Origin of the sequence: Lentzea californiensis (assembly GCF_024648825.1) — a bacterium.
GTDB lineage: Bacteria > Actinomycetota > Actinomycetes > Mycobacteriales > Pseudonocardiaceae > Lentzea > Lentzea californiensis.
The window spans coordinates 442,378-467,692 of record NZ_JANBBE010000005.1 but is presented as its reverse complement, the minus strand read 5'-3'; the positions used below and the strand labels follow the sequence as shown (position 1 = coordinate 467,692).

General features: G+C 69.6%; 24 protein-coding genes and 1 pseudogene. 12 read left to right on the top strand and 13 right to left on the bottom strand.

Translation table 11 applies throughout. From position 1 onward, the window contains the following. Positions 1 to 28 precede the first annotated feature (28 nt). The 4 genes and pseudogenes from LX88_RS21660 to LX88_RS21645 all read right to left on the bottom strand — a co-directional run bounded on the left by LX88_RS21660 (position 29) and on the right by LX88_RS21645 (position 2,137). A complete protein-coding gene (locus LX88_RS21660; protein ID WP_258949678.1) occupies positions 29 to 343 on the bottom strand; it encodes an STAS domain-containing protein in 315 nt (104 codons plus the stop codon). A gap of 229 nt (positions 344 to 572) precedes the next feature. Continuing rightward, positions 573 to 1,517, bottom strand: a pseudogene (locus LX88_RS21655) (SulP family inorganic anion transporter); the annotation flags it as partial. A 107-nt stretch (positions 1,518 to 1,624) separates the two neighbouring features. After that, entirely contained in the window at positions 1,625 to 1,957 is a 333-nt protein-coding gene (locus LX88_RS21650; protein WP_090072848.1) for an ArsR/SmtB family transcription factor, read from the bottom strand. Positions 1,958 to 1,960: 3 nt separating this feature from the next. Beyond that, a complete protein-coding gene (locus LX88_RS21645) occupies positions 1,961 to 2,137 on the bottom strand; it encodes a hypothetical protein (protein ID WP_258949608.1) in 177 nt (58 codons plus the stop codon). A 126-nt stretch (positions 2,138 to 2,263) separates the two neighbouring features. Here LX88_RS21645 and LX88_RS21640 point away from each other — a divergent pair, with 126 nt between their 5' ends. Both LX88_RS21640 and LX88_RS21635 read left to right on the top strand, forming a co-directional pair. Further along, entirely contained in the window at positions 2,264 to 2,836 is a 573-nt protein-coding gene (locus LX88_RS21640) for a DUF3885 domain-containing protein (protein WP_258949607.1), read from the top strand. Between the two features lie 251 nt (positions 2,837 to 3,087). After that, positions 3,088 to 6,270 (top strand): S8 family serine peptidase, encoded by a 3,183-nt coding sequence (locus LX88_RS21635; protein WP_258949606.1) that lies wholly within the window; start codon positions 3,088 to 3,090, stop codon positions 6,268 to 6,270. Between the two features lie 54 nt (positions 6,271 to 6,324). Here the strand turns inward: LX88_RS21635 and xynC are convergent, their stop codons facing one another. The 3 genes from xynC to LX88_RS21620 form a co-directional block, all read right to left on the bottom strand. After that, on the bottom strand, positions 6,325 to 7,593 hold the full coding sequence (gene xynC / locus LX88_RS21630; RefSeq protein ID WP_258949605.1) for a glucuronoarabinoxylan endo-1,4-beta-xylanase XynC: 1,269 nt from the start codon (positions 7,591 to 7,593) through the stop codon (positions 6,325 to 6,327). 224 nt (positions 7,594 to 7,817) lie between these two features. Then, positions 7,818 to 9,839 carry an MGH1-like glycoside hydrolase domain-containing protein gene (locus tag LX88_RS21625; RefSeq protein WP_258949604.1) on the bottom strand — a complete coding sequence of 674 codons (2,022 nt, stop codon included), beginning with the start codon at positions 9,837 to 9,839 and terminating at the stop codon, positions 7,818 to 7,820. Positions 9,840 to 10,061: 222 nt separating this feature from the next. After that, positions 10,062 to 10,985 carry a LysR family transcriptional regulator gene (locus tag LX88_RS21620; protein ID WP_258949603.1) on the bottom strand — a complete coding sequence of 308 codons (924 nt, stop codon included), beginning with the start codon at positions 10,983 to 10,985 and terminating at the stop codon, positions 10,062 to 10,064. Positions 10,986 to 11,066: 81 nt separating this feature from the next. On the opposite strand from LX88_RS21620, the gene LX88_RS21615 reads away from it, so the two are divergent. Continuing rightward, on the top strand, positions 11,067 to 12,002 hold the full coding sequence (locus tag LX88_RS21615) for a DMT family transporter (RefSeq protein ID WP_258949677.1): 936 nt from the start codon (positions 11,067 to 11,069) through the stop codon (positions 12,000 to 12,002). Here the strand turns inward: LX88_RS21615 and LX88_RS21610 are convergent. The 5 genes from LX88_RS21610 to LX88_RS21590 form a co-directional block, all read right to left on the bottom strand. Beyond that, positions 11,971 to 13,185 (bottom strand): MFS transporter, encoded by a 1,215-nt coding sequence (locus LX88_RS21610; protein WP_258949602.1) that lies wholly within the window; start codon positions 13,183 to 13,185, stop codon positions 11,971 to 11,973. The two genes, LX88_RS21615 and LX88_RS21610, sit on opposite strands and share 32 nt — an antisense overlap. A gap of 111 nt (positions 13,186 to 13,296) precedes the next feature. Continuing rightward, a complete protein-coding gene (locus LX88_RS21605; RefSeq protein WP_258949601.1) occupies positions 13,297 to 13,986 on the bottom strand; it encodes a type 1 glutamine amidotransferase domain-containing protein in 690 nt (229 codons plus the stop codon). Positions 13,987 to 14,078: 92 nt separating this feature from the next. Continuing rightward, positions 14,079 to 14,666 carry a TetR/AcrR family transcriptional regulator gene (locus LX88_RS21600; protein WP_258949600.1) on the bottom strand — a complete coding sequence of 196 codons (588 nt, stop codon included), beginning with the start codon at positions 14,664 to 14,666 and terminating at the stop codon, positions 14,079 to 14,081. Positions 14,667 to 14,703: 37 nt separating this feature from the next. Next, positions 14,704 to 15,540, bottom strand: a complete 837-nt coding sequence (locus LX88_RS21595) for an alpha/beta fold hydrolase (protein ID WP_258949599.1) — start codon at positions 15,538 to 15,540, stop codon at positions 14,704 to 14,706. Positions 15,541 to 15,655: 115 nt separating this feature from the next. Beyond that, complete coding sequence (locus LX88_RS21590) at positions 15,656 to 16,723, bottom strand: spore photoproduct lyase family protein (protein WP_258949598.1); 1,068 nt, start codon at positions 16,721 to 16,723, stop codon at positions 15,656 to 15,658. 195 nt (positions 16,724 to 16,918) lie between these two features. On the opposite strand from LX88_RS21590, the gene LX88_RS21585 reads away from it, so the two are divergent. Both LX88_RS21585 and LX88_RS21580 read left to right on the top strand, forming a co-directional pair. Then, positions 16,919 to 17,383: an SRPBCC family protein gene (locus LX88_RS21585; protein WP_258949597.1), complete on the top strand. Its 465-nt coding sequence runs from the start codon at positions 16,919 to 16,921 to the stop codon at positions 17,381 to 17,383. 21 nt (positions 17,384 to 17,404) lie between these two features. Next, positions 17,405 to 18,241, top strand: coding sequence for a MerR family transcriptional regulator (locus tag LX88_RS21580; protein ID WP_258949596.1), 837 nt, complete (start codon positions 17,405 to 17,407; stop codon positions 18,239 to 18,241). 9 nt (positions 18,242 to 18,250) lie between these two features. On the opposite strand, the gene LX88_RS21575 is transcribed toward LX88_RS21580, so the two are convergent. After that, complete coding sequence (locus LX88_RS21575) at positions 18,251 to 19,168, bottom strand: TauD/TfdA dioxygenase family protein (RefSeq protein ID WP_258949595.1); 918 nt, start codon at positions 19,166 to 19,168, stop codon at positions 18,251 to 18,253. A 205-nt stretch (positions 19,169 to 19,373) separates the two neighbouring features. Between LX88_RS21575 and LX88_RS44610 the strand changes: the two genes are divergently transcribed. The 7 genes from LX88_RS44610 (at position 19,374) to LX88_RS21545 (ending at position 25,313) form a co-directional block, all read left to right on the top strand. Further along, positions 19,374 to 19,487, top strand: a complete 114-nt coding sequence (locus LX88_RS44610; protein ID WP_372511377.1) for a putative leader peptide — start codon at positions 19,374 to 19,376, stop codon at positions 19,485 to 19,487. Positions 19,488 to 19,567: 80 nt separating this feature from the next. Then, positions 19,568 to 20,572, top strand: a complete 1,005-nt coding sequence (locus LX88_RS21570; protein ID WP_258949594.1) for an ABC transporter substrate-binding protein — start codon at positions 19,568 to 19,570, stop codon at positions 20,570 to 20,572. Beyond that, complete coding sequence (locus LX88_RS21565) at positions 20,569 to 21,390, top strand: ABC transporter ATP-binding protein (protein ID WP_258949593.1); 822 nt, start codon at positions 20,569 to 20,571, stop codon at positions 21,388 to 21,390. The genes LX88_RS21570 and LX88_RS21565 overlap by 4 nt, the downstream gene beginning before the upstream one ends. Then, positions 21,387 to 22,238, top strand: coding sequence for an ABC transporter permease (locus tag LX88_RS21560; protein WP_258949592.1), 852 nt, complete (start codon positions 21,387 to 21,389; stop codon positions 22,236 to 22,238). The genes LX88_RS21565 and LX88_RS21560 overlap by 4 nt, the downstream gene beginning before the upstream one ends. A gap of 11 nt (positions 22,239 to 22,249) precedes the next feature. Beyond that, positions 22,250 to 23,806, top strand: a complete 1,557-nt coding sequence (locus tag LX88_RS21555) for an FAD-dependent oxidoreductase (RefSeq protein ID WP_258949591.1) — start codon at positions 22,250 to 22,252, stop codon at positions 23,804 to 23,806. Further along, complete coding sequence (locus LX88_RS21550) at positions 23,803 to 24,156, top strand: 4Fe-4S dicluster domain-containing protein (RefSeq protein ID WP_258949590.1); 354 nt, start codon at positions 23,803 to 23,805, stop codon at positions 24,154 to 24,156. Before LX88_RS21555 ends, LX88_RS21550 begins: the two co-directional genes overlap by 4 nt. Beyond that, on the top strand, positions 24,153 to 25,313 hold the full coding sequence (locus LX88_RS21545) for an ROK family transcriptional regulator (protein WP_258949589.1): 1,161 nt from the start codon (positions 24,153 to 24,155) through the stop codon (positions 25,311 to 25,313). Before LX88_RS21550 ends, LX88_RS21545 begins: the two co-directional genes overlap by 4 nt. Positions 25,314 to 25,315: the final 2 nt, after the last annotated feature.

The following is a 25,315-nucleotide window of genomic DNA, read 5'->3' as shown; positions in this document are numbered from 1 at the left end:
CCCTGATTTCTGCGGCCGAGTGGATCGATCACGGCAGCGTGCCGTTGCTGCGCAGGTGGTTTCGTGCGTGCTCGATGGCCTCGGGTGTGCTGGCGAACGTGCGGACACCGTGGGTCTCCAACTGATGACGGTGCTCGTCGCGCACGCCGGAGAGCAGCACGGTGACACCCCTGTGCTCCAGTCTCTCGACGGCGTCGCGCAGGACCAGCACGCCGGTGCCGTCCATTGTGGATACCCGGGACATGCGCAGGATCACCACGGAGACCGCCGCGATCTCGGTGAGCTCCAGCAGGAAGCGATGTGCCGCGGCGAAGAACAGCGGTCCGTCCAGGCGGTAGGCCACGATGTGCTGGGCGAGCAGTGCGTGCTCCTCCAGGGGTGTGGTCGCCGGGCTCCAGCGGTTCCTCGTCGATCCGCGCAGACCTGGCGACGGCTCGCAGGGCCAGCGCTCCCGCCACGACGAGGCCGACGATGACGGCGGTGACCAGGTCGAGCGCCAGCGTCGCGATCGCGGTGAGGGCGAGCACCACCGCGTCGGAGCGGTTCGCGCGCATCAGGACGCGGACCGAACCGACCTCGACCATCCGGACGGCGGTAGCGAGCAGGACCCCGGCCAGCACGGCCAGCGGGATGCGTCCGACCATCGGCGCCGCCGCCAGCATGATCGCGGCCAGCGTCACGGCGTGCACCAAGGCCGCCAGTCGTGAGCTCGCACCGGACCGGACGTTGACCGCGGTCCTGGCGATGGCCGCGGTCGCGGGCACGCCGCCGAACATCGGCGTGATGACGTTCGCGATGCCCTGGCCGAAGAGCTCGCGGTCCGGGTCGTGGCGCTGGTTCACGCTCATGCCGTCGGCGACCGTCGCGGACAGCAGGCTCTCCAGGGCGGCGAGCGCGGCCACCGCGACCGCGGACGGCAGCAGTGACCACAGCGCGTCCAGGTCCAGAAAGGACAGTGACGGCGCCGGTAGCAACGCGGGCAACGTGCCGATTCGAGGCACGGGGAGGGACCGGGTCTCCGCCACCACCGTGCCTGCCGCGACGGCCAGCAGCGAGAACGGGATCGCCGGCCTCCAGCGCGCGCCGACGAGCATGATGAGGACGACTCCGCCTGCGAGGGCGACAGCGGGCAGAGCGGGGCCGGAGCCGAACGCGCGGACGGCGTTCACCACGACGTTGTGCCCGGCGGGGGTGGGTACACCGAGTGCCGCCGGGATCTGTTGCAACGCGATGACCGCGGCGATCCCGAGGGTGAAGCCCTCGACCACCGGAGCCGGCACGTACCGCATGTAGCGTCCGGCTCCGGCGAAGGCCAGGGCGACGAGCAGCACGCCCGCGAGCAGGCCGACGGTCAGCACGCCGCCCGGCCCGAACATCGCGACGATCGGCACCAGCACCACCGTCATCGCGCCGGTGGGACCGGACACCTGCAGGCTGGAGCCGCCGAAGATCGCGGCCAAGGTGCCTGCCACTATCGCGGTCGCCAGTCCCGCGGCGGCGCCGAGGCCCGACGCCACGCCGAATCCCAGTGCCAGCGGCAACGCCACGACCGCGACCGTCAGCCCCGCGACGAGATCCCGCGGTGTCGCGGCCGACCAGTCCGCCTTGACGGGCAGGAAAGCTCTCACGCGGAGTCCTCGCGCAACTGCGCGAGCAACTCGTTCTGCCCGACCAGGAGTTCGGTGAGGATCCGCCTGGCCGCCTTCATCAGATCCGCCACGTCCGCACCCGCGAGCGCGTACACCACCGTCGAACCCTCGCGGGTCGCCGTCACGATGCCGGACCTGCGCAGCACGGCGAGCTGCGCGGACAGGTTGGACGCCTCGACCTCGATCTCGGCGAGCAGGTCACGCACCGCCTTCGGGCCGTCCTGCAACAACTCCAGCACCCGGATGCGCACGGGGTGCCCGAGCATCCGGAAGAACTCGGCCTTCGCCTGGTACAGCGGAACCGGCACCGCTCAGCCCTCCTCGGGCGAGTTGATCGGCACGCCGTGCTCCGCCGCCAGGCGCCGCAGGTTGGCGAGATCAGCGCCGTGCACCTCGGCCGCGTACTCGTCCTGCTGCTCCACCGCTCGCCGCACCGCTTGTTCCGCCTGCTCGACGCGGATGAGCAGGCTGTCCACGAACTCGTTCATCGGACCACAACCTGTCGAATTGAAGAACTCTTCAATTCGACAGCCTACAACTCCTCCGGCTCTGGTGGCGCCCCGTCTTGGTGAACGACTCGTCGACTCGTCCGGGTGCTCGGACAGCGTGTCCCGGTGCCCGACGAAGAACTGCTGCGCCGATGGGAAGAACTCTGGCCGGACTGCCCGCCCATCGGCCACGAACTGCGCTGTGAGCGGAATCGGTGGGTGCGCTTCCACAGCTTGCCGGAGTCCAAGCGCTACCCCGACACCGAGGACGAGTGGGCGATCGTGCTGGACCGCCACAACACCGTCCTCGACGAACTGTTCGCGGGCCTTGAGGTCTACGTCGCCTCATCGGACTGCTCCCGCACCCCGGTGCCACCCGAACGCCCGCACGTACAGACGCAGTGGCACCCAGGGGCCCATCACTGGACCTCGGCCTGTGCAGATCCGGATCCGGACGATCCGATCTACACGCACGTGTACGTCAGCCGAATCCCGTGGGAACGCGGCCACATCGACACACTGCTGCGCGCCGTCGCCGACGCCGTCACCCAGGGGGTGCTGATCACCGACATCGGTCTGCAACGGATCTACAACCCGTACGACGGCGGCGCCGACGTCATCCTCGCCACGAACACCGAACGCGACCAACTGCGCTCGCGGCACACCGGCTGGCTCTCCGCGCACCCGTTGGGGCTGTAGAACTTCAGCGGTCTGATCTGCGCATCCGCCAAAGCTGACAACTCCGCCCTCCACGTGGTGCGACGTCGCGGCCACATCCTCGATCAGCCTGTACATCGGCCCTGCACCGGCCGCGTTCTGTGGCCGAACCGGACCAGCGCATCCCGATTCGGCCAGATGCCCGAATACAACGCAACAAGGCAACTCTCTGCGGTATCTCTGTCACTGAGGGCAACATCGCTCTCGGTAACGCAGAACATGGGGGGTTCGCGTTGAAGAAATCGATTCTCGCCGCAGGGCTGGCGGCCGCCGTGGGTGTCACCACGGCGGCCGTGCCTGCGGCCATGGGGGAAATCACTGCGGCGCAACACGTCGACGCGGGTGGTGGTCTGACGACGACGGTCACGCTGATCACGGGTGACCTCGTGCACGTGTCTAACGGGAAGGTGCAGGCGCACGCGGCGAAGGGCCGTGAGGGCGTCCGCTTCCACCACTACACAGACGACCGGGGCGACCTGCACGTCATCCCGCTCGACGCCCAGCCGCAGATCACGGCGGGCACGCTCGACCGGCGGCTGTTCGACGTCTCGCTGCTCGCGCGGTCCGGGTACGACGACGCCGGGCGCGACACGATCCCGTTGATCGTCCAGGGCGGGGCGGCGCTGCGGTCGGCGGACGCGAAGTCGTTGCCGAGCATCGGCGCCTACGCCGTGAAGGCCGACAAGAAGGGCGGCTTCTGGTCGGCGGCACGCACCACCGGCGCGGCCAAGGTGTGGCTCGACGGAAAGATCACCGCCTCGCTCGACCGCAGTGCCGCGCAGATCGGCGCTCCGCAGGCGTGGCAGCAGGGCTTCACCGGGTCCGGCGCCACGGTCGCCGTGCTCGACACCGGCATCGACACCACTCATCCCGATCTGCAGGGCGCTGTCGTGGAGGAGAAGAACTTCACCCCGGCCGCCACCACCGACGACAAGTTCGGCCACGGCACGCACGTCGCGTCGACGATCACCGGTGACGGCAGGTACAAGGGCATCGCGCCGGACGCCAGGTTGTTCAACGGCAAAGTGCTCGACGACAACGGCGGCGGCAGCGAGTCCGGCGTCATCGAGGGCATGGAATGGGCCGCCTCCAAGGCCGACGTCGTCAACATGAGCCTCGGCACCAACGCGCCGAGCGACGGCACCGACCTCGTGTCGCAGGCCGTCAACCGGCTCACCGCGGAGCACGGCGCGTTGTTCGTGGTCTCGGCGGGCAACTCGGGCGGCCCGGTCGCTTCCCCCGCGGCCGCCGACGCGGCGTTGACCGTCGGTGCGGTCGACCGCACCGACAAGCTCGCCGACTTCTCGAGCCGCGGCCCTCGCGTCGGTGACGGCGCCATCAAGCCGGACATCACCGCGCCAGGCGTGGACATCGTTGCGGCGAAAGCGAAGAACGGCGTCATCGGCACCCCGGTCGGCGAGGGGCACGTGTCCCTGTCCGGCACGTCGATGGCGGCACCGCACGTCGCCGGGGCGGCGGCGATCCTCGCGGCGAAGAACCCCGCGTGGTCCGCACAGGACATCAAGACCACGCTGATGAACTCCGCCAAGCCCTACGCGGACTCCGGCGTGTTCGACCAGGGTGCCGGCCGCGTCGACGTGGCCCGCGCGGTCACCACGAGCCCGGTCGCCACACCGGCCAGCGTCGGCTTCGGCACGGCGCTGTGGCCGCACGACGACGACCAGCCGATCACCAAGAAGATCACCTACCGCAACACCGGCACCGAGCCGCTCACGCTCGACCTGACCGTCGCCGAGCAGAAGCCGGCGGCGGACGGCCTGTTCAGCGTGTCCCCGGCGAAGCTGACCGTCCCGGCGGGCGGCACCGCGGAGGCCGTGGTCACCGCCGACACCCGCGTGGCGGTCCCGGACGGCGTGTACGGCGCCGCGATCGTCGCGTCCAACGGCGTCCGCGTGCCGATCGGCGTGCACAAGGAGCCCGAGAGCTACGAACTGACGCTCAACTACATCGGGCACGACGGCAAGCCCGCCGACGCGTGGCGGTACCTGCTGCTGGGCTACGACCGCCGCACGTTCGTCGAAGGCGCGGCCCCGACCGGCACGGCGAAGATCCGGGTGCCCAAGGGGAAGTACCTCGTGAGCACGTTCTTCGACACGCCTTCCGGTGACCCGGCCGTGCGCAACAAGCTCACCGTGGCGTACGAACCGTCCGTCGAGATCACCGCTACCAAGACCCTGACCTTCGACGCCCGCACGGCCAACGAACCGTCGATCACCGTCGACCGCCAGGACGTCACGCAGGCGAGCGGGTCACTGAGCGTGCAGCTCGACGCCGGGGACTTCGGCTTCGGCAGCGGCTGGGGAACCCCGGACTGGACTGATTTCTACGTCCACCCTTCCGCCACGTCGGCCGAGGGCTTCACGTGGTCCGCGAGCAGTGTGCTGGCCAAGCAGAACGCCGAAGGCTCCTTCTACGGCAGCCCGTACCAGTTCCACTCGCAGGCCGAGGGCGAGGACAGGCTGCCCGCCGCGATCAGGCACAGCGACCGCGAACGGGACATGGCCCAGGTCGACGCCACGCTGAAGGCCCGCCTCCCCGGCTCCAGCGGCGGCCGCAACAACGGCGTCTACGGCCCGCTTCCCTTCAAGCTCAAGGAGTTCTACACGCCCGGCGTGGCGTGGAGCCGGTCGCTGTTCGAGGACTTCGGCCCGGCCGTGCCGCCGACCGTCGTCGCCGACGTGAACCAGAAGACGTTCCAGCGCGGCGCCAAGAGCACCGAGCAGTGGAACACCGCGGTGTTCGGGCCGGCCTTCCCGGCGATACCGGCCGAGGTGACCGGAGGCTGGGCGGGACGGCTGGGTGACCAGCTGTTCGTGAACACCCAGCTGTTCGCCGACGGTACCGGCGAACGCCAGACGATCGACTTCGGCAACGCCAAGGGAGGCACCAGGCTGACCGCGAACGGCAAGCTGGTGGCCGAGTCCGCGGAACCGGGCTACCTGTACGCCCCGGTGAGTGCGGCGAAGACCACCTACCAGCTGCACACCGAGGGCAACCGCGCCGCGCTGTCGTCGAAGGTGACGGCGGACTGGACGTTCAGCTCGGAAACCGTGCCGGGCGACCGCGCCAAAGCGTTGCCGCTGCTCGCGGTCCGGTTCGAGCCGAAGCTGGACGACCACAACCAGGGCCGCGCGGGCAGCGTGCTCACGGTTCCGGTGACGGTGCAGCGCAACGGTGCCAAGGCTGACGTCACCGACGTCCGCGCGCCCCAGGTCGAGGTCTCGTACGACGAGGGCAAGACCTGGCAGCGGACGATCGTGTTCAAGGCCGGCGACAGGTGGCTGCTCACGCTGCTGCACCCGAAGAACGCGAAGTCGGTGTCGTTCAAGGCGAAGACCGGTGACGCGCAGGGTTCCGTCGACCAGACGGTGATCCAGGCGTACACGCTGAAGTGACGCGAGTGGGGAGGGGCTGCCCGCCTCTCCCCATCTCCGGTCGAGCGCGCGGCCTCAGTTCAGGACGAACGTCCTGATGCTGCGAGCAGGCAGCTGGGCGTTGAAGGACCCGTTCGACATGGTGAAGTCGTTGTAGTGCGCGAGGGTCGCACTTTGACTGGTCAGCCAGGTCGAGATCGCCGCGGAACCGGTGTCCCGGACGGTGAACACGTGGTCGACCGGTGAGGTGTTCTTGTTGATGGCGACGATGACGATCCTGGCCCCGCTCTTGAACGCGGAGATGTAGACGTTCGACTGCGGGTTCGCGGTGGCGGTGATGCGCGAGTAGCCGGGGCGGACCCACTTCGAGAAGTGCGCCATGTTGGCGCCGCGCTTGCTGATCTGCCCGTCCTCGCGCATCGGACCGTAGGAGCGGCGGATGTACCACCACACATAGGTCTGGAACCGGCCGTCCACCAACGCACGGTGGACGTGCTCACCCACGTCGAGCGCCTGTGGCCACAGGTCGGCCGAGTCGCTGCTGTTGGGGTGGTAGACCTCGGTCATCCACAGCTCTTTGCCGTTGCCCTTCTGCCGGAAGAGCGGGTAGGGGAAGTCCGCGGGCTGGGTGCCGTAGAGGTGGGCGCCGATGACGTCCACGTTCGCCAGCGCGGCGGGGTCGTTGAGGATGGGGTCGGAGAGGTTCTTGCGGTACTGGAACGACTCCGGGGCGATGACCCTGGTGTTGATCGAGCCCGCGTTCTCGCGCAGGAACCTGACGATCTCGGCGGAGGTCCACGCCGTCCATTCCTGCGCGTAGTCCGGCTCGTTCTGGACCGAGATCCCGTAGAGGTTCACGCCGTTGTTCGCCATGAACGAGGAGAAGTCGTTCAGGTGCTGCGCATAGGCGCCGTAAGCGGAATAACGCAGCCGCTTTCCCCCGGAGAAGCTCTCGGTCATCGAGGCAGGCGGGTTCCACGGCGAGGCGATGACCTTGGCCCCGAGCCCGACCGCGCGTCTGGCCGTCGCGACCTCACGACTCCAGTTGGCCCTGTCCTCGTGGACGGGGATGCGCAGCACGGTGAACCCCAGCTGCCCCGCACCGTTGCCGAACGCCGTGTCGCGCTGGGCGGCGGTCAGATCGCTGATCCACACGGTGTGGTTCATCCCGCCGAAGCCCAGGATCGTCTGCTGCACGTTCGACGGCTCGACGACCACCGAGGTGGCCGCCGCCGCGGGTGTCCCTGCCGCCAGCACCGGTAGCGCGGCTCCCGCCGCCAGCAACGTCCGCCGGCGCAAGGGCTGCGAATCCGCGCTCTCGGAATGGTCTCGACCTGCTGGCATCGCATCTCCCCAAAGTCGATCTCGTTCAGGGTTGAGACGAACTCGGATGTCCGAACGGGACGAACACTCCGGGAGCGCTCCCAGCAATCAGTCCTAACAGTGCTCCTGGCTCACGGTCAAGTGGACCGATAATCGAACGAATCGAATGGCAGGAGTTGCTGCCGTCTCTCTCCAGGCTGACCTTGTCGAACGATTGTCGATCGGGACGCGATGTTTTAGAGCGTTCACGATTCCTCGTAGCCGAGCCAGTCGAAATTGATCGAACCGGTGTCGCCCGCGCCGTAGGACAGCGTCACCGCCGGGTCGCGGCCGCTCACCGGAACGTTGTCGAACGTGACGGTGCCCCAGGCGTCCCAGCTATCAGAGACCTTCGGGAGACTCACCTGGCGCACGGCGCGTCCGTCCACCGACAGCGTCATCGTCCGCGCGTCGCTGTGGGCGTTCGCGTACCGGACGGTGATCGCGCCCGAGCCTTGCCCCGCCGACGCGCGGTGCAGCGTGAACGACGACGTGGCGCCCTGCGCCCAGAGGCCGTCGATGAACGCCCTCCCTGAATAGCCCGCGTGGTTGACGTTCGTCTTGACGCCGCCGGTGTTGCGCGCGTCCTCGGCTTCCAGGCGAGCCGGTGCCGGGCAGCCGGAGACGGTGCCCGCGGTGTCGGCGCAGCGGTCCCCCGCGTCGGACACGCCGTCGCCGTCGCGGTCACCGCCGGCCGCTCCGGTCAGGGTGATCTCGACGGTGTGCGCACCCTTGAGCGTGGCAGGGATCTCGGCACGGGACGGCCGGCCGTCGACCGTGACCGAGCGGATCGTCGTGCCCGCACCGCGCAGCGTGAGCGTCAGGTCCGCGTCGCGGTAGCGCAGGTTGCGAAGGGTGACATCTCCCCAGCCCGCAGGCAGGTTCGGCGCGAACGACAACCCTCGTTCGCCGTACCTCAGTCCGAGAAGTCCACTGTGGACCATATCGATGAACGCCGTGGCGGACCAGGTCTGGTCGGGCTCGGAGCCCCAGTGGAACTTCACCGTGTCGCCCAGCCGCTGGTAGCCGCCGTCGACGACACCGGTCGTGCCGTTGTAGATCTCCCAGAACCCGCTGTTGTTGTTCGCGAGCTTCGCGAGCCGCGCGGTCTCCGCGGCGAAACCGCTCTGGTCGCCTTGCAGCGCTTGAGCCTTGGCCCACAGGCCCTGGACGAGCGGCCAGACGATCGCGTTGTGCCGGCCGGGCTGCGCCTCGGAGTAGCGGTCCCAGTGCGGGTAGGTGTCGGGCATGCCCCACGTCATCACGCGGGCCTTCGCGAGGATCGACCGCGCCTGAGCCGGGTTCGCGATGCCGAACAGGATCGCGAACGCGAGCCCGGTGCCCTCCTGGTGGGCGCCGGGCGTCCCGTCGGCGAGCAGCTGGTAGTTGTACAGGCCCGTCGCCGGGTTCCAGAAGTACCGGTTGATCGCGGCCTTGAGCGCGACGGCCTTCGCACGGTGCCCGGCGGCCTCCTGCGGCTGCCCCAGCCGCTCCGCCATGTTCGCCGCGTTCACGTAGGCGGCGTAGTAGACCTCGTTGGTGCTCAAGTACATCCCGCTCGCGATGCCCGGCCACGGCATGCTGCCGGTGCTGACCGACTCCGTGGCGTCGGCGGGCGGCGCGGGATAGCCGGCGATGCCGTCGTTGAAGAACGACGCGCCGGTGAACAGCCCGTAGGCGGGGTTGAAACCGGCTGTACCGGCGCGCTCCCGGATGGTCAGGGTGTTCTTGGCGGTGCGGTAGGCGTTGCCGAGGAACTCCTGGTCCCCGGTGACGAGGTAGTGGTGCCACGCGGCGGTGAGCCAGATGACCTGGTCCCACTGCTGGTCGTCCTGCTGCACCCTCAGTGCGCCGGCGGGATCCTTGTCGACGACGGCCCAGAGCGTGTTCCTCGCCAGGGCCGGGGACAGCAGGCTGGTCGCGTTCCAGCTGTTGATCGACGCGTCGCGCGTCCACGGCTGGGCGTACCCGCCACCCGCGCGGACCATGCCGGTGGCCGGGTCCATCAGACCGCTCTTGTCGTACTGCGCGTCGTAGCCCACGGTGTTGACTCGCAGCAGGTTGTCCAGCGCGGCAACGTAAGCGGTGCCGTACAGCGCCTGGCTGTGCGGGTTCACGAAGGTCAGGGACGGCGGGGTGGCAGCGGTCGCCGGCGAGGCACCGGTGACCACGCCGCACACCGTCATCGAGGCCACGAGCACACGAGCGATCCGCCGCCGGAAACTCATTCCGCGCACCTTTCCCGGCGCCCGGACCCGACCGGAGCCGAAACTGCAGTGCACCATGGAAACGCTCCCATGGAGAACGCCCGCCGAAGATCCTGTCCGCTTTTGCACGAGTTCGACACGATCGCGCCAGCGCCGCTCCCGGCTGATCGGCCCCACGTCCACGGCGTTCGGAGCATCCGCCACCAGGCTCAGCCGTCGGTGATGGAGCAGCGCGCGGCTCCATCACGTTCGGCCAGAACGCGCCGATCCTTGCTCCTGGATCACCGCAGCGGCACGGCGCAGTTCGTCGAGGACCGCTTGAACGGCTTTGCGCGCCAGGCGTTCGGGCCGGTGCAACACGTCGATGTCCCGGCTGGCCTGCACACCGCTCAGCGGTCTGAGCACCACGCCGGGGTGTGGACGGCCGGTCCACCGCGGCATCAGTCCGAGTCCGCCGCCGGCGGCCACCACCTCGGCGCTCACCGTGAAGTCGTTGATGCGGTGAACGATGTCGAGGCGGCGGTGGGCGACGCTGGCGATGGCCTCGATGATCGCCATGAGCGGAAAGCCGTCGCGGACGGTGATCCACGGCTCGCCGGCGACGTCCTCCGGCGAGAGTTGCGGCTTGGAGGCCAGTGGGTGTCCCGTGGGCAGGGCGACGTCGAGGGGTTCGTGCAACAGGGTCGTGGCGACCACGGTCCGCGGCCACGGCGGAGCGTGGTCGAGACGATGCGCGAGCACCAGGTCGTAGTCGCGGGTCAGGGCCGGGAAGCGTTGCTGGGTCACATCTTCGTCGGCGAGAGCCACCCGCGGGAGGCCCGGGCCGGCGAGACCGCGCAAGAGGAGTGGCCAGAACACCGAGGCCGCGCTGTGGAAGGCGGCCACTGCTACTTCGCCATCGGGTTGTTCCACGAAGTCGGTGACGGCGCGGCGCGCCCACGCCAAAGCGCTTTCCACCTCGATGGCTGCCGTTGCCAGGGCCTGACCGGCGTCCGTCAAGGACACCCGCCGGCCGGTGCGTTCGGTCAGCGGAACGGGAATCGAGCGCTGGAGCAGGCGCAGTTGCTGGGAGATCGCGGACGGCGTCACGTGGAGCGCCGCTGCGACCGCGGTGACGCTCCCGAGCTCCCCCAGCTCCCGCAGGATCCGCAACTGCCTCTCGTCCACCGCGATAGTGTAGGGCTGCTACATCTTCGTTGAAGAGTTTGGTCGTTTCCTTCAACGACCTGGTGATGCAGCGTGAACACCATGTTCGCCACCCGCCGCGCCGATCTCGTCCTGATCCTGGTCGCGCTCATCTGGGGCTCCAGCTACCTGTCGGCCAAAACGGCCACCGCCGCGCTGCCGGTCCTCGCGGTGCTGCTCGCCCGGTACGCCATCTCCGCCGTCGCGTGCGGCGCGTTGATCGGACTTCGACGACGACCGCGGCGCTGGACCCGGGACGAGATCCGCAGCGGATCTGTCCTCGGGATCACCCAGGCAGCCGTTCTGGCCGTGGAGACCTACGGAGTCGCACACACCAGCGCCGCCAACGCCGGCCTGATCATCAGCCTGACCATCGTGCTCACTCCCCTGCTCGACCGCCGCGAGGGCCGCCGCCTGCCACCGGCGTTCTTCGTCGCAGCGGGCCTGTGCGTCCTGGCTGTCGGGCTGCTCACCTCGAGCACCGGACTGCACGCACCTCGTCTCGGGGACGCGCTGATGCTCGCGGCCGCCGTCATCCGAGCCGGCCACGTCGCACTCGTCGGCAAGCTCACCGTGGGACGCCCCGTGAACCCGCTGCACCTCACGACCGTTCAGACCGTCGTCGGCACCGCGCTGTTCCTGCCGCTCGCGATCCCCCACCTGCCCGAGCTCGCCCACAGCAGCGCCACGACCTGGTACCAACTGGTCTACCTCGCCCTGTTCTGCAGCGTGTTCGCTTTCCTGGCCCAGACGTGGGCCGTGCAGGGCACCTCCGCCAGCCGGGCCAGCCTGCTGCTGGGCACCGAACCGATCTGGGCGGTCGCCATCGGAATCAGCCTCGGCGGTGAACGGCTCACCGTGTGGACCACTCTCGGCGCCGCCTTGATGATCGCCGGGACCTACTGGGGGCAGGCCGTCGAACGCGCCCACCGCACGACCACACCGGCGGAGGAGGAACTCCTGAGCCCTACGCAGCCGTCCTGCGGGGCCAGGCGATGAGGGTCGTCGCCAGGGCGGCCACCGCGAGCCCGGATCCGGCGACGAGCACGGCGACCGGGTTCCACAGGCCGCTCAGTGCCTGCACCAGCACGGGGAAGGCGAACCCGGCGTAGGCAAGGCTGTAGAAGACGGCGATCGCGGTGGCGGCGTGCTGCGGCGGGGCCAGCGACTCCACCAGCCGCAGTCCGCTCACCAGGAGCATGCCGTAGGCCGAGCCCAGCACGATTGCGGCGGTCACCAGCAGGACCAGGGAGCCGGTGCCCGCGGTGAGCGCCGCGAGCAGCATGCCGGCGATCGCGGCCGTCATGCCCGTGCGGAACGGGGCTGCCGGGGAGCGTCGCGCGAGCCGGCCAGCCCATGGCTGCACCGCGATGCCGGTGCCCAGCGTGATCGCGGCGACGACGCCGCTTCCGACGGACCCGAAGTCGCCGAGGGACACCAGTGCGGGCAGCACCGTGAACGACACCGTGGCGGCCCCGAAGATCCATGGTGCTGTGGGCACCAAGGCGGCCAGGAATGCCCGGTCGGTCAGAAAGGTCCCTGGGTCGCGGCCCGGTGCGGTGTGCCGCCGGCCCGTCTCAGGAGCTCCGAACACGAGAGGCAGCGCCAGCGCCACGAGTGCGATGTGGACGAGGTAGGACGTGGTCTGCGGCGAGGGAAACCACTGGACGACGGCCCCGGACAGGAGGGGCCCGGCCGCGAAACCAGCGGTCAGCGCCACCGCCGCACGTCGTGCTCCGCTGGATCGCGTCGGCGCGGTGCCGGACAGTTCCTTGATCCATGCCGTCCCGGGTCCGAACGCCGCGCCGGCACTGATGCCGATGAGGATCCGCCCGATCAGGACCGCCCCGAACGCCCCGTGCGAGAGCGCCAGCACCGCCGAACCGAACGCGGAGAGCAGCAGGGCGGCGAGGAGCGCCCGGCGCCGGCCGACCCGGTCCGACACTCGGGCCGCGATCAACAGGGCCGGGATGAGACCCAGGGCGTAGGCGCCGAACAGGCCGTTGGCCTGGGTCCCGCTCAGGTGGGTGTAGGCGTGCAGCAGGGACGCGAACATGTTCGCTCCCCACCCGACGACGAAGACCGCGGCGGCGGGCCGGGCCCACGCGAAGCGCTCGGTCTGCGGAGTGGTGGGCGGGCGTGACGGAGCATCGATGTTGTGGGGTCGGGTGTGAACGAGCATCGGTTCTCAGTCCCTGTGCGGCTGTCGGACGGCGTGGGTTGACGGAGCGGCTCGCCGGGCTGGAGCCGTGTCGGCCTCCAGCCCGGCGAGCCGCTCACGCGGCATCACGACCTAGGCGCTGGTCTTGGTGACGAGTTCGATGAGCGCATCGGCGGCCGGACCGGAGGAGGCGGGGTTCTGCCCCGTGATCAGCAGGCCGTCCCGCAGGACGTACGGCGCCCAGTCGTCACCCTTGGAGTAGTCGCCGCCCAGCTTCACGAGCTCGTCCTCGACCAGGAAGGGGACCACGTCGGTGAGCTGGACTCCCTCTTCCTCGCTGTTGGTGAAGCCGGTGACCTTCTTGCCCCGCACCAGCGGCGTGCCGTCCTCGTTCACCGCGTGCCGCAGGACACCGGGGGCGTGGCAGACCAGCGCGAGCGGCTTGCCGGCGCGCAGGGTGGTCTCGATCAGCCGGATGGAGGTGGTGTCCTCGGCCAGGTCCCACAGGGGGCCGTGACCGCCGGGGTAGAAGACCGTGTCGAAGTCGTCGACGGAGACGGAGTCGAGGCGGACGGTCTGGCCGAGAGCGTCCATGGCCTCGGAATCGGCTTCGAAGCGGCGCGTCTCGTCGGTCTGGCTGGCCGGCTCGTTGCTCTTGGGGTCCAGCGGGGGCCGGCCGCCCTTGGGCGAGGCGAGCACGACGTCGAAGCCGGCGTCCCGGAAGCGGTAGTAGGGCGCGGCCAGTTCCTCCAGCCAGAAGCCGGTCTTCCTGCCGGTGTCGCCGAGCTCGTCGTGCGAGGTGAGGACGAGGAGAACCTTCATGATTGCTGCTCCTTCAGGTGGTGTACTGCTAGTAGACCAGTCGTCTCTAGAGTGCCAGACCGCGCGGAACCTTGCCGGGCGGCCCGGTGGTGCTACAGGTGCAGGAGTCGGCGAGTGACCGTCATGGTCGTGTCCAGAGGGCCGATGTCACGGTGGATCTTGGCCATGACGCTGCCGCCGAGCCACATGTCGTACAGGGCCTGCGCGGTGGTGCGGGCGTCGTCGCCGACCGCGATCGAACCGTCCTCCAGGCCGGCGGCGATCACCTTTTCCAGTCGGTCGACGATCGCGGTGGTGCCTTCCTTCAGCGCGAGCCGCATCGACTCCGACAGGTCGGCGACCTCCGCGCCGAGCTTGACGGCCAGGCACTTGCCCTGGCACTCGTCGACGCTCTGCGTCTCGCGCCAGCTCTGCCAGTAGTTCATCAGCCGCTCCGCCGAGGTCAGACCGGGCCCTGCGAGGACTCGGTCCATGTCCGCGAGGTAGTCGATGAAGTACGACCGCATCATCGCCTCGCCGAAGGCGTCCTTGGAGTTGAAGTAGTGGTAGAAGGACCCCTTGGGCACTCCGGCCTCGGAGAGGACCTCGTTGATCCCCACCGCGGCGAACCCCTTGTGCGACATGATCCGCTGAGCCGCGTCGAGAATGCTGCGACGGGTGTCGCCCTGGGTGCCTGGCATGGGAGTGATCCTATCAGCGATTAGACCGGTCGTCTACTCAGCGACTGAGGAAGTCGAGCAGGACCTCGTTGACCTCGGCGGTGTGGGTGGTCAGGAGTCCGTGGGGAGCGCCTTCGATCTCGGCGTACCGCGCGGTGGGCAGCGCCTCGGCGAAGCGGCGGCCGGTGGCGTCGATGGGCAGGGTGCGGTCGGCGGTGCCGTGGACGATCAGCGCCGGCACGTCGATGCGCGGGATGTCGGCGCGGAAGTCGGTGGGCCAGCTCAGGGGCGCGGCCGCCGAAGCGATCGCACCGGCGCTCGTCGCCACGTTCCAGGCGTTGCGCACCGCTTCCTCGCTCACTCGGGTGCCGAGGTTCTCGTCGAGATTATAGAAGTCGTTGTAGAAGCTGGTGAAGAAGGCGTAGCGGTCCTTCTTGACGGCGTCGGAGACGCCCTGGAAGAAGGAGGCGGGCGCCGCACCGCCGGGGTTGTCGTCGGTGACGAGCAGGAAGGGTTCCAGCGACGCCAGGAAGACGGCCTTGGACACGCGGGCGGAACCGTAGGTGGAGAGGTAGCGGGCGACCTCACCGGTGCCCATGGAGAAGCCGACGAGGACCGCGTCGCGCAGGTCGAGGGTCTCCATGAGGGTGTTCAGGTCGGCGGCGAAGGTGTCGTAGTCGTAACCGGTGGCGGGCTGGCTGGACTTGCCGAAGCCGCGCCGGTCGTAGGTGACGACCCGGTTGCCGGCCGCCAGCAGGGCCGGGACCTGCCCCTCCCAGGAGTTGCCGTCCAGCGGATAACCGTGGATCAGCACGACCGGGCGGCCGTCCCCCTTGTCCTCGTAGTGCAGTTCGACGTCGGTGCTGTTCTCCGTGCCGACCTTGATGCGTCCCACGATGCTTGCCCCTCGAGTAGGTGACGCCGGCGAGTGCCGCGTTCCGTTGATGAGAAATATACGACCGGTCTACTTGGGCCGTCAAGGCCGCATGGGCGTTATGGGCTCGCTCACTTCAGAACGCGTACCGGACGCGCAGGTACGGGGCGTGTGCCTCGACGAGCGCGAGGAAGGAGTCGAGGAGGTCCCGCTTGAGCCCTCGCCGGTAGCGGACGTTGATCCCGCCACCCTCGCTGCGTTTGACCTCCTGCAGGTCCGGGCGCCACAGGAGGTCCTCGGCCCGTGGGTGCCAGCGCAGGTTGACCTCGTGCAGTGGCTGGTTGTGGGTGAGCATGATGACCTCGGCGGCCAGCTGGTCGCGCGTGGCGGACGAGGTCGCATCGCCCAATGAGTCGAGCAGCTGTCGCCAGTCCTCGAGCCAGCCGTCGTAGACGACGACCGGACTGAGGTTCACGTGCACCTCGTAGCCCGCGTCGCGGAAGTCGTCGAGAGCGGCGAGGCGTTCCGCGACGGGGGTGGTGCGGATGTCGAGCAGTTTCGCGGTGCGTTCGGGCATCAGTGAGAACCGGATGCGAGTACGGCCCTGCGGATCCCACTGCAGCAGGTCGCGGTTGACGTACTTGGTCGCGAAGGACGCCTTCGCGGTGGGCAGGCCGCGGAACAGCCCCACCAGGTCCTTCACGTTGTCGCTGACCATCGCGTCCACCGAGCAGTCGGAGTTCTCTCCGATGTCGTAGACCCACGCGTGGTCGTCGATCTGGCCGGGCTCCGCCATGGGGCCCTGACGGGCTACATGGCGGGCCAGGTAACCGGTGATCTGCTCGATGTTCGCGAACACCGTGATCGGGTTCGAGTAGCCCTTGCGCCGCGGTACGTAGCAATAGGCGCAGGCCATCGCGCACCCGTTCGCCGTGGACGGGGCGATGAAGTGCGCCGAGCGCCCGTTGGGCCGTGCGCTGAGGGACTTCTTCACCCCCAGCACCAGCGCTTCGCTCTTGATGCGTACCCAACGCCGTGCGTTGGCCTCGTCGCCGTGCAACTCGGGAATGCGCCAATGGCTGTCGACCTCGACGCGGTCCGCGTCGGGAAATCTGTCGAGCACCTCACGGCCCCGCGGCAGCAGCGCCGCGGCGGGCTCCACGTAGATCCGGGTCGGGCTCAGCAGTGGTGTCGAGGTGCTCACCCCTCCAGTGTCCACATGACACCGACAAAAACCGCCACTGGCGGATCCGGGGCGGGTGAATCGGTTCGTCGTCGATTCGATGGGTACCCGGACGGCAACTGAACTCACTCGCAGGGAGTCGCCGATGCCGGCCCTGACCCGCTTGATCGGGGCGGCCGGACAGGTTTGCTTTCGAAGAAGGGGACTGCACCGCTCATGAGCACCATCACCGAATCCGTCGACGTCGAGGTCGACGTCAGGACCGCCTACAACCAGTGGACCCAGTTCGAGTCCTTCCCCCAGTTCATGGAGGGCGTCGACCAGATCCGGCAGCTCGACGACACCCACACCCACTGGAAGATCACCGTCGCCGGAGCCACTCGGGAGTTCGAGGCGACCATCACCGAACAGCACCCGGACGAACGAGTGGCCTGGCGGTCCGACACCGGCCCCGAGCACGCCGGAGTGGTCACCTTCCACCGCCTCGACGACACCCGCACGCGCGTCACCGCGCAGATGGACATCGACCCCGAGGGATTCGTGGAGAACGTCGCCGACAAGCTCGGCATCCTGAACCTCCGGGTCAAGGGCGACATGAAGCGGTTCAAGGAGTTCATCGAGAACCGCGGCGGCCAGGAGACCGGTGCCTGGCGCGGCGACGTCGACCGCCCCGGCGCGTGACGCCGAGCCGACGATGACCTGGTGAGCAGCACGGCTCTCTCGGCCGCTCCCGCGGACCAGGACACCACCTGGACCGCGGGAGCGGTCGCGCGCCTGCTGGGCCTACCTGCTTCGACCCTGCGCGGCTGGCACCGCCGCTACCGCGTACCGGCCGGCCACACCGCCGCCGGCGCGGGGTCCGGACGGCACCGCCGCTACACCGCCGGCGACATCCAGGCGTTGCGGCGCATGAAAGAACTCATCGACCACGGCATGTCCGCCCAGTCCGCGGCACAGCAGGCCTTCTACCCCGCCCCGGCCACCACCGGTGACCTGCTCGCCGCCGTGTCGCGAATGGACACCGACGCCGCGGTCGCGTTGCTCGAAGCGCACGTCAGAACGCACGGCGTCGTGCACACCTGGCAGACGCTGTGCCGCCCCGCGCTCAACCAGCTCGGCGGCCCGCGAGCCACGGATGCCGGCCGATGCGTCGACCTGGTCCACGTCCTGTCCTGGTCCATCACCGTGGCCCTGCACCGCATACCCGTGCCCGCACCCATCGGACCGGTCGTGCTGCTCGCCTGCGTCGAGGACGAGCGCCACACCCTGGCACTCGAAGCCCTGCGCGCCGCCCTGGCCCTCGACGGCGTCCCCGCCCGCCTGCTCGGTGCGTCGATACCGCTGCAGGCCTTGCGGGAGGCACTGCGCCGCATCGACCCCGCGCCCAGAGCCCTCGTGCTCTGGGCTCATCGGCCCACCCGCCTCGACGCCGTCGCCGAACTGGCCACACCCGATACCCGGCTGCTGCTCACCGGCCCCGGCTGGCCCACCGCCCACGCACGATCGCTGGCCGACGCACTCAGCCTGCTCACGCCGTGAAAGGCGCCCTCAGAGCGAGGAGAAGTGGGCCGCGTCGCCGACGATCGTCGTGCTGGGCACTCCCTCGACGCTGACCGGCACGTCACCGGCGATCGTGATGCGGTGCAGGCGGCGCCGCTGGTCGTCGTAGTCGGCGACGCCGTAGTGCTGGGTGGCGCGGTTGTCCCAGATCGCGATGTCGCCGTCCGCCCACTGCCAGCGCACGGTGTTCTCCAGCCGCGTCACGCGGTTCTGCAGCAACTCGAAGATGGCCCGCGACTCCTGCGGGCTGACGCCGACGATCCGCTTCACGAAGTGGCCCAGCAGCAGTGCCCTTTCCCCGGTCTCCGGGTGCACGCGGACCACCGGGTGCTCGGTCTCGTAGCGTTGCGACACGAACTCGGCGCGGTAGGCCTGCTCCTTCACGTCCACTCCCCCGATGCGGTTCGAGTCGGCGTGGCCCGCGTAGTCGTAGACGTTGGTGTGCACGGCCCAAAGCCGGTCCACCAGCGCCTTCAACGCCTCCGGCAGTTCCGCGTACGCGCGGGCGGTGTTGGCCCACACGGTGCTGCCGCCGTAGGGAGGGAGCTCGATCGCGCGCAGGATGCTGATCGCGGGCACGCGGTCGACGAAGGTCACGTCGGTGTGCCAGCTGTTGGCCTTGCCGTGCTCGGAGTCGATCGCCAGCACGTTGCTGTGCTCCTGGCCCGCCACCGTGGGGTGGGCCAGCGTCGGCTCGCCCAGCAGCCGCGCGAACGCGAGCTGGCCCGCGTCGTCGAGGTGCTGCTGGTCGCGGAGGAACACGACCTTGCCGGCCAGCAACGCCTCCCTGATCTCGGCGACCGCGGCCGCGGGCATGTCCCCGCCGAGCCGGACGCCGTCGATCCGCGCGCCGATGCCCGCGCCGAGTTTGTGCACGGTGACAGTGCCCGAAAGCTGTGCGGTCATCGCGGAACTTCCTTTCCTGGAGCGGTGAACCTCCTCTCCACGGTGCTGAGTTCCACACGGCCCGCGCAACTCTTGCGACGAAGAAGAACAAGTCGTCCCAGCAGCTGGAAGAGTTCGCCCGGCGCAGTTTCTTCCAACGTGAAAGATAAACGCGACCGTCCAGCCCGCCTCCATGATGTGGGAAGGACGTTCCGGCCGTTGACCCGTGCCCGGCGCGGATGTGACGCTCCTCCCCGTGAGCCAAGCCGCCAATCTCACCTCGCGCCGGCACGTCGACCTTCGACGCCATGCCAGCGCCTTCTGTCGCGACGGTCGCTGAAACCACCTCACGCATTCCACTCGGGACAGATCGTCCCGCTACTTCGGCGTGCCCATTTTCCCTTCAGCAAAGGACCTGCCGTGACCACGACGCGACGGAACTTCCTCGGCCTCACCCTCTTCGGCCTGACCGCGGCGACGGTCGGCTGCTCGACCGCGTCCGGCGCGGGCGTGGAGACCAAGACGCTGCGCTACCAGGGCTGGGCGGGTGACGTGTCACTGCCCGAACTGGCCGCGGACCTCGGCTACCTCGGTGACGTGAAGCTGGAGTGGGTCGGCAACACGATCAGCGGCCCGCAGGACATCCAGTCCGCCGCCACCGGACAGGTGGACTTCGGCGGCGCGTTCAACGGAGCCGTCGTCAAGCTCAAGGCCGCCGGCGCGCCGATCCGGTCGGTGATCGGCTACTACGGCTCGGACGAGCACGCCTACAGCGGCTTCTACGTGCTCGACGACAGTCCGGTCAGAACGGCGCGCGACCTGCTCGGCAAGAAGGTCGGGATGAACACGCTCGGCGCGCACCACGAGGCCATGCTCGGCATCTACCTCAAGCGCGCGGGCCTGAGCCAGGACGAGGTCAAGAAGGTCGAGCCGATCGTCGTGCCGCCGGTGAACGTCGAGCAGTCGGTGCGGCAGAAGCAGATCGAGGTCGGCGTGCTCGGCGGCATCCTGCGGGACAAGGCCTTGGAGAAGGGCGGCGTCCGCAAGCTGTTCTCCGACTTCGACCTGCTCGGCCCGTTCACCGCCGGCACCTACGTCTTCACCGAGAAGTTCCTGCGGGACAGCCCCGGCACGGTCCGCACGTTCACCGGCGGCGTCGCCAAGGCGATCGAGTGGAGCCGCACCACGCCGCGCGAACAGGTGGTGGCGCGCAAGGTCGAGATCCTCACCAGGCGTGGCCGCAACGAGGACCCGGCGGCGCTGAGGTACTGGAAGTCCACCGGGGTCGCGCAGAAGGGCGGCAAGATCCTCGACGAGGAGCTCTCCATCTGGGTCGACTGGCTCGCCGAACGCGGGGAGATCACCAAAGACCAGGTGAAGCTCACCGACCTGTACACCAACGAGTACAACGAGCTCGCCCGATGAGCGCCCACATCGAGTTCCGCGGCGTCACGAAGCGTTTCGAGGTCAAGGTTCGCGGCTCCCGGCAGCACACCGAGTTCACCGCGGTGGACACCATCGACCTCGACGTGGAGCGGGGCGAGTTCGTCGTGCTGGTCGGGCCCAGCGGGTGCGGCAAGTCGACGTTGCTCGACCTGCTCGGCGGCCTTACCGCGCCGACCGGGGGCGAGATCGTGCTCGACGGCAAGCAGGTCACCGGGCCGGGGCTCGATCGCGGCATCGTGTTCCAGCAGTACGCGCTGCTGCCGTGGCGGACCGCTCAGGGCAACGTCGAGTTCGGGCTGGAGGCGACCGGCGTCCCCCGCCGGCAGCGCGCGGCACGGGCTCGCGAGTTCCTCGACCTGGTCGGCCTGACCGGGTTCGAGGACCGCCATCCGCACCAGCTGTCCGGTGGCATGCGGCAGCGCGTCGCGATCGCCCGCAGCCTCGCCTACGACCCGCAGGTGCTGCTGATGGACGAGCCGTTCGCCGCACTGGACGCGCAGACCAGGGAGTCGTTGCAGGACGAGCTGCTGCGCATCTGGCAGCGCACCGGCAAGACCGTCGTCTTCATCACGCACTCCATCGACGAGGCCGTCTACCTCGGCCAGCGCGTGGTCGTGCTGACGTCCCGCCCCGGCCGGGTCAAGGAGACCGTGACCATCGACCTCGGCGACCGGACGAAGCAGGACGACCTGCGCTCCAGCACCGAGTTCGCCCGCTACCGGCACCGCATCTGGGACCTGCTGCACGACGAGGTGTCCCGGGCACAGCAACAGGAGAAGGAGGTGGTGGGCGCATGACCGCAGTGCTGGAAACCCCGCCGAAGATCGATGACCGCCGTGCGCCCGCACCGAAAAGTCCACAAAGGACCTTGTCGCGGGTGGCCGACGCGCTGCTGACCGGCATCAGCAAGATCGCGGCGATCGCGGTGCTGCTGGCGGTCTGGGAGGCCGCTCCGCGGCTCGGACTGGTGGACGCCACGTTCCTGCCGCCGTTCTCGACCGTCGTGCAGGCCTGGTGGGACCTCGCGGTGAGCGGGAAGCTGCTCGACAACACCCAGGCGAGCCTGGTGCGGTCGTTGTCCGGCTTCGGTCTCGCGGTCGCCGCCGCCGTGCCGCTCGGTCTGCTGATCGGCTGGTACAAGCCGGTGGCCACCCTGCTCGGGCCGCTGCTGGAGGTCTTCCGCAACACCGCCGCGCTCGCGTTGCTGCCGGTGTTCGTGCTGCTGCTGGGCATCGGTGAGACGTCGAAGATCGCGATCGTGTTCTACGCCTGCGCCTGGCCGATCCTGCTCAACACGATCAGCGCGGTGCGGGCGGTCGACCCGACCCTGCTGCGGCTCGCGCGGTCGATGGACCTGTCGGGGTTCCGGTTGTTCCAGAAGGTGATCCTGCCCGCGGCGGTACCGACGGTGTTCACCGGCATCCGGCTCGCGGGCGCGGTGTCCATCCTGGTGCTGGTGGCCGCGGAGATGGTCGGTGCGAAGGCCGGCCTGGGCTACCTGATCAACGCCTCGCAGTTCAACTTCGCGATCCCGCAGATGTACGCGGGGATCATCACGATCTCCGCCATCGGTGTGCTGTTCAACCAGGTGCTGGTCAGCCTGGAGCGCCGCTTCACGTCCTGGCGCGTCCCGGTCGGAGCATGAGGGAGACTTCCATGACGCTCACAGCTGACGTGCTGGTGGTGGGCGGCGGACCGGCCGCCACCTGGGCCGCGCTCAAGGCCGCCGGACAGGGCGCCTCGGTGGTGCTGGCGGACAAGGGCTACTGCGGGACCAGCGGCGCGACCGCGTCCGGTGGCACCGGCGTCTGGTACGTGCCACCGGAGGAGAAGGCGCGGGAGGCCGCCATGGCGAGCCGGGAGGCTCTCGGCGGTTACCTCGCTGACCGGCGCTGGATGGCGCGAGTGCTCGACGAGACCTACGAACGGATAAACGAACTGGCCGATGCAGGCCGCTACCCGTTCCCCGTCGGCCTCGACGGCACCTCGCTGCGCAACGGGCTGCAAGGTCCGGAGTACATGCGGCGCCAGCGGATCCGCGTCAAACGCGCCGGAGTGACGATCCTCGACCACAGCCCTGTCACCGAACTCCTGGTCGATGCCGACGGCGCGGTCGCGGGTGCGGCCGGGTACCAGCGGCAGGCCGGCCGCCCGTTCGAGGTGCGCGCGGGCGCGGTGGTGCTCGCAACGGGCGGTTGCGCGTTCCTGAGCAAGGCGTTCGGCTGCAACGTCAACACCGGCGACGGCGCGCTGCTCGCCGCGGAGCTCGGCGCCGAGCTGTCCGGCATGGAGTTCTCGAACGCCTACGGCATCGCGCCCGAGCACACGTCGGTCACGAAGACCGCGTTCTACAACTACGCCACCTTCTACCGCGCCGACGGCGAGGTGCTCGAAGGCGCGGGCAGCCAGCGGGGTCGTTCGGTGATCGCGCGGACCCTGTTGTCCGAGAAGGTGTTCTGCAAGCTCGACCTGGCCGACGACGCGGCGCGGAAGGCGATGCGGCTGGCCCAGCCCAACTTCTTCCTCACCTTCGACCGGCTGGGCGTCAACCCGTTCACCGACACGTTCGCGGTCACGCTGCTGGCCGAGGGCACCGTGCGCGGCACCGGCGGGATCCGGATCGTGGACGACGGCTGCGGCACCACGGTTCCCGGCCTGTACGTGGCGGGTGACGCGGCGACCCGGGAGCTGATCTGCGGCGGGTTCACCGGCGGTGGCAGCCACAACGCCGCGTGGGCCATCTCGTCCGGCTCGTGGGCCGGCCGGGCCGCCGCGCAGTTCGCCCGTGCGCTGGGACGCGGGACCCGGCAGGTGAGCGCCGCGGGTGGCGCCGGACTGCGTCCCACCGGTGGTTCCTCGGACGTCGACGTGGCCGAGATCATCCGGACCGTACAGGCCGAGGTGCTCCCTTACGACAAGAACTACCTGCGCCACGGCGACGTGCTGCGGACCGCACTGAAGGAACTCGACGGTGCCTGGTCGTCGGTGCGGTCCGGGCTGCGCGCCGAGGGTGCCGCGGCCGTGCCCGCCCGCCAGGCGGCGGCGATGGTCGCGCACGCACGGTGGATGTACACGTCCGCACTGGCGCGCAACGAAAGCCGTGGCATGGCCAAGCGACTCGACCGCCCCGATCTCGACCCCGCCCAGCACCATCGGATCACCTCCGGCGGGCTGGACGAGGTGTGGGCACGACCGGAGGGAGCACTGACGTGATCGAACTCGTGTCGGCGGAGCGGTGCATCACCTGCGACAAGTGCATCGAGGTGTGTCCCACCAACGTGTTCGACCGCGGTGAGGACGGGCTTCCGGTCATCAGCAGGCAGTCCGACTGCCAGACGTGCTTCCAGTGCGAGGCGAACTGCCCGGCCGACGCGCTGTTCGTCGCCCCGCAGACGCACCCGCTGCCCGCGGAGTCGTTCGCGCACGACGAGGAACACCTGCGGCACAGCGGTCTGCTCGGCAGCTACCGCAGGGAGATCGGCTGGGGCAGCGGCCGCACGCCGGGAGCCGCGCGGGCGATCGGTCCCGCGCTGTCCCCGGCCGGCCAGCCGTTGATCTCGTGAGCGCGGCCGCGTCGGTGGTGCTCGGCGCGGTGCTGCGGCACGGGCCGATCGCGCGCAGTGCTCTCGCCAGGGCGTGCGGCCTGAGCCCGGCCGCGGTGACCCGTGCCTGCGCCGCGCTCAGCGACCTCGGTCTGCTCGTGGAGGTCCCGGAAGCGGTGCCCTACCAGGGAATCGGCCGTCCACACGTGCCGGTGGACATCGACACCACCAGGCACGTCGTGGCCGGCATCCACGTCGCGCACCTGCACTGCACGCTGACGCTGGTCGACCTGCGCGGTGGCGTGCTGGTCCGGCGGGAGATCCCGCACGGCACCCCGGACGACCCGCACGAGGTGCTCACCACGGCCGCCGACCAGCTGCTGGCGTTGCACGCCGAGCGGTTGCCGGGGCACATCCCGATCGGTCTCGGCGTGGCCGCGGGTGGCTGGGTCGACCCGGCGCACGGCGTGATCGTCCGGCACGCCTCACTCGGCTGGCGCGACACCGAGGTCCGGGACCTGCTGACCGCCCGCACCGGGCTGCCCGTGCGGGTCGACAGCCACGCCAGGGCACTCGCACGCGCCGAGCAGCTCTTCGGCGCCGCACGTGGCCGCGAGTCCTTGCTGCACCTCTTCGTCGGCAACGTCGTCGGCGCCGCGATCGTCACGGGCGGCGCAGCGCACCTCGGACCGCGCGCGGCGGCCGGCGACGTGGCGCACCTGGCCCTCGGTGACCCGGCCGTCACCTGCGCGTGCGGCAAGCGCGGCTGCCTGGAGGCCACCGTGTCGGACCGGGCGTGGGCCACGAGGGCGTTCCGCGCCGGGGTGATCAGCAGGCCGCTGATCTTCGACCTCGTCGACGCCGCGCTCGCCGGATCGGCCGAGGCCAAAGCGAACCTCGCCGAGCGAGCGCGCCTGGTCGGGCGTGCCGCGGCCGTGCTGTTCGACTTCCTCGACCCCGAGGTCCTGGTCGTCACCGAGCTCGGCACGAACCGGCTGCCCTCGTGCGCCGCCGCGTTGCGCGACGAGGTGGCGGCGATGTCACGCGCGTCCGGCGACGTGGTGCTGGCGAGCAGTTTCGGCGAGGACGTCCTGGCCGTCGCGGCGGGTGCCGTGCAGCTCGACGCCCTCTACGCCGACCCCCTGAGCATTCGAAACCCCGTCTGGCAAGGAGTCTGAAG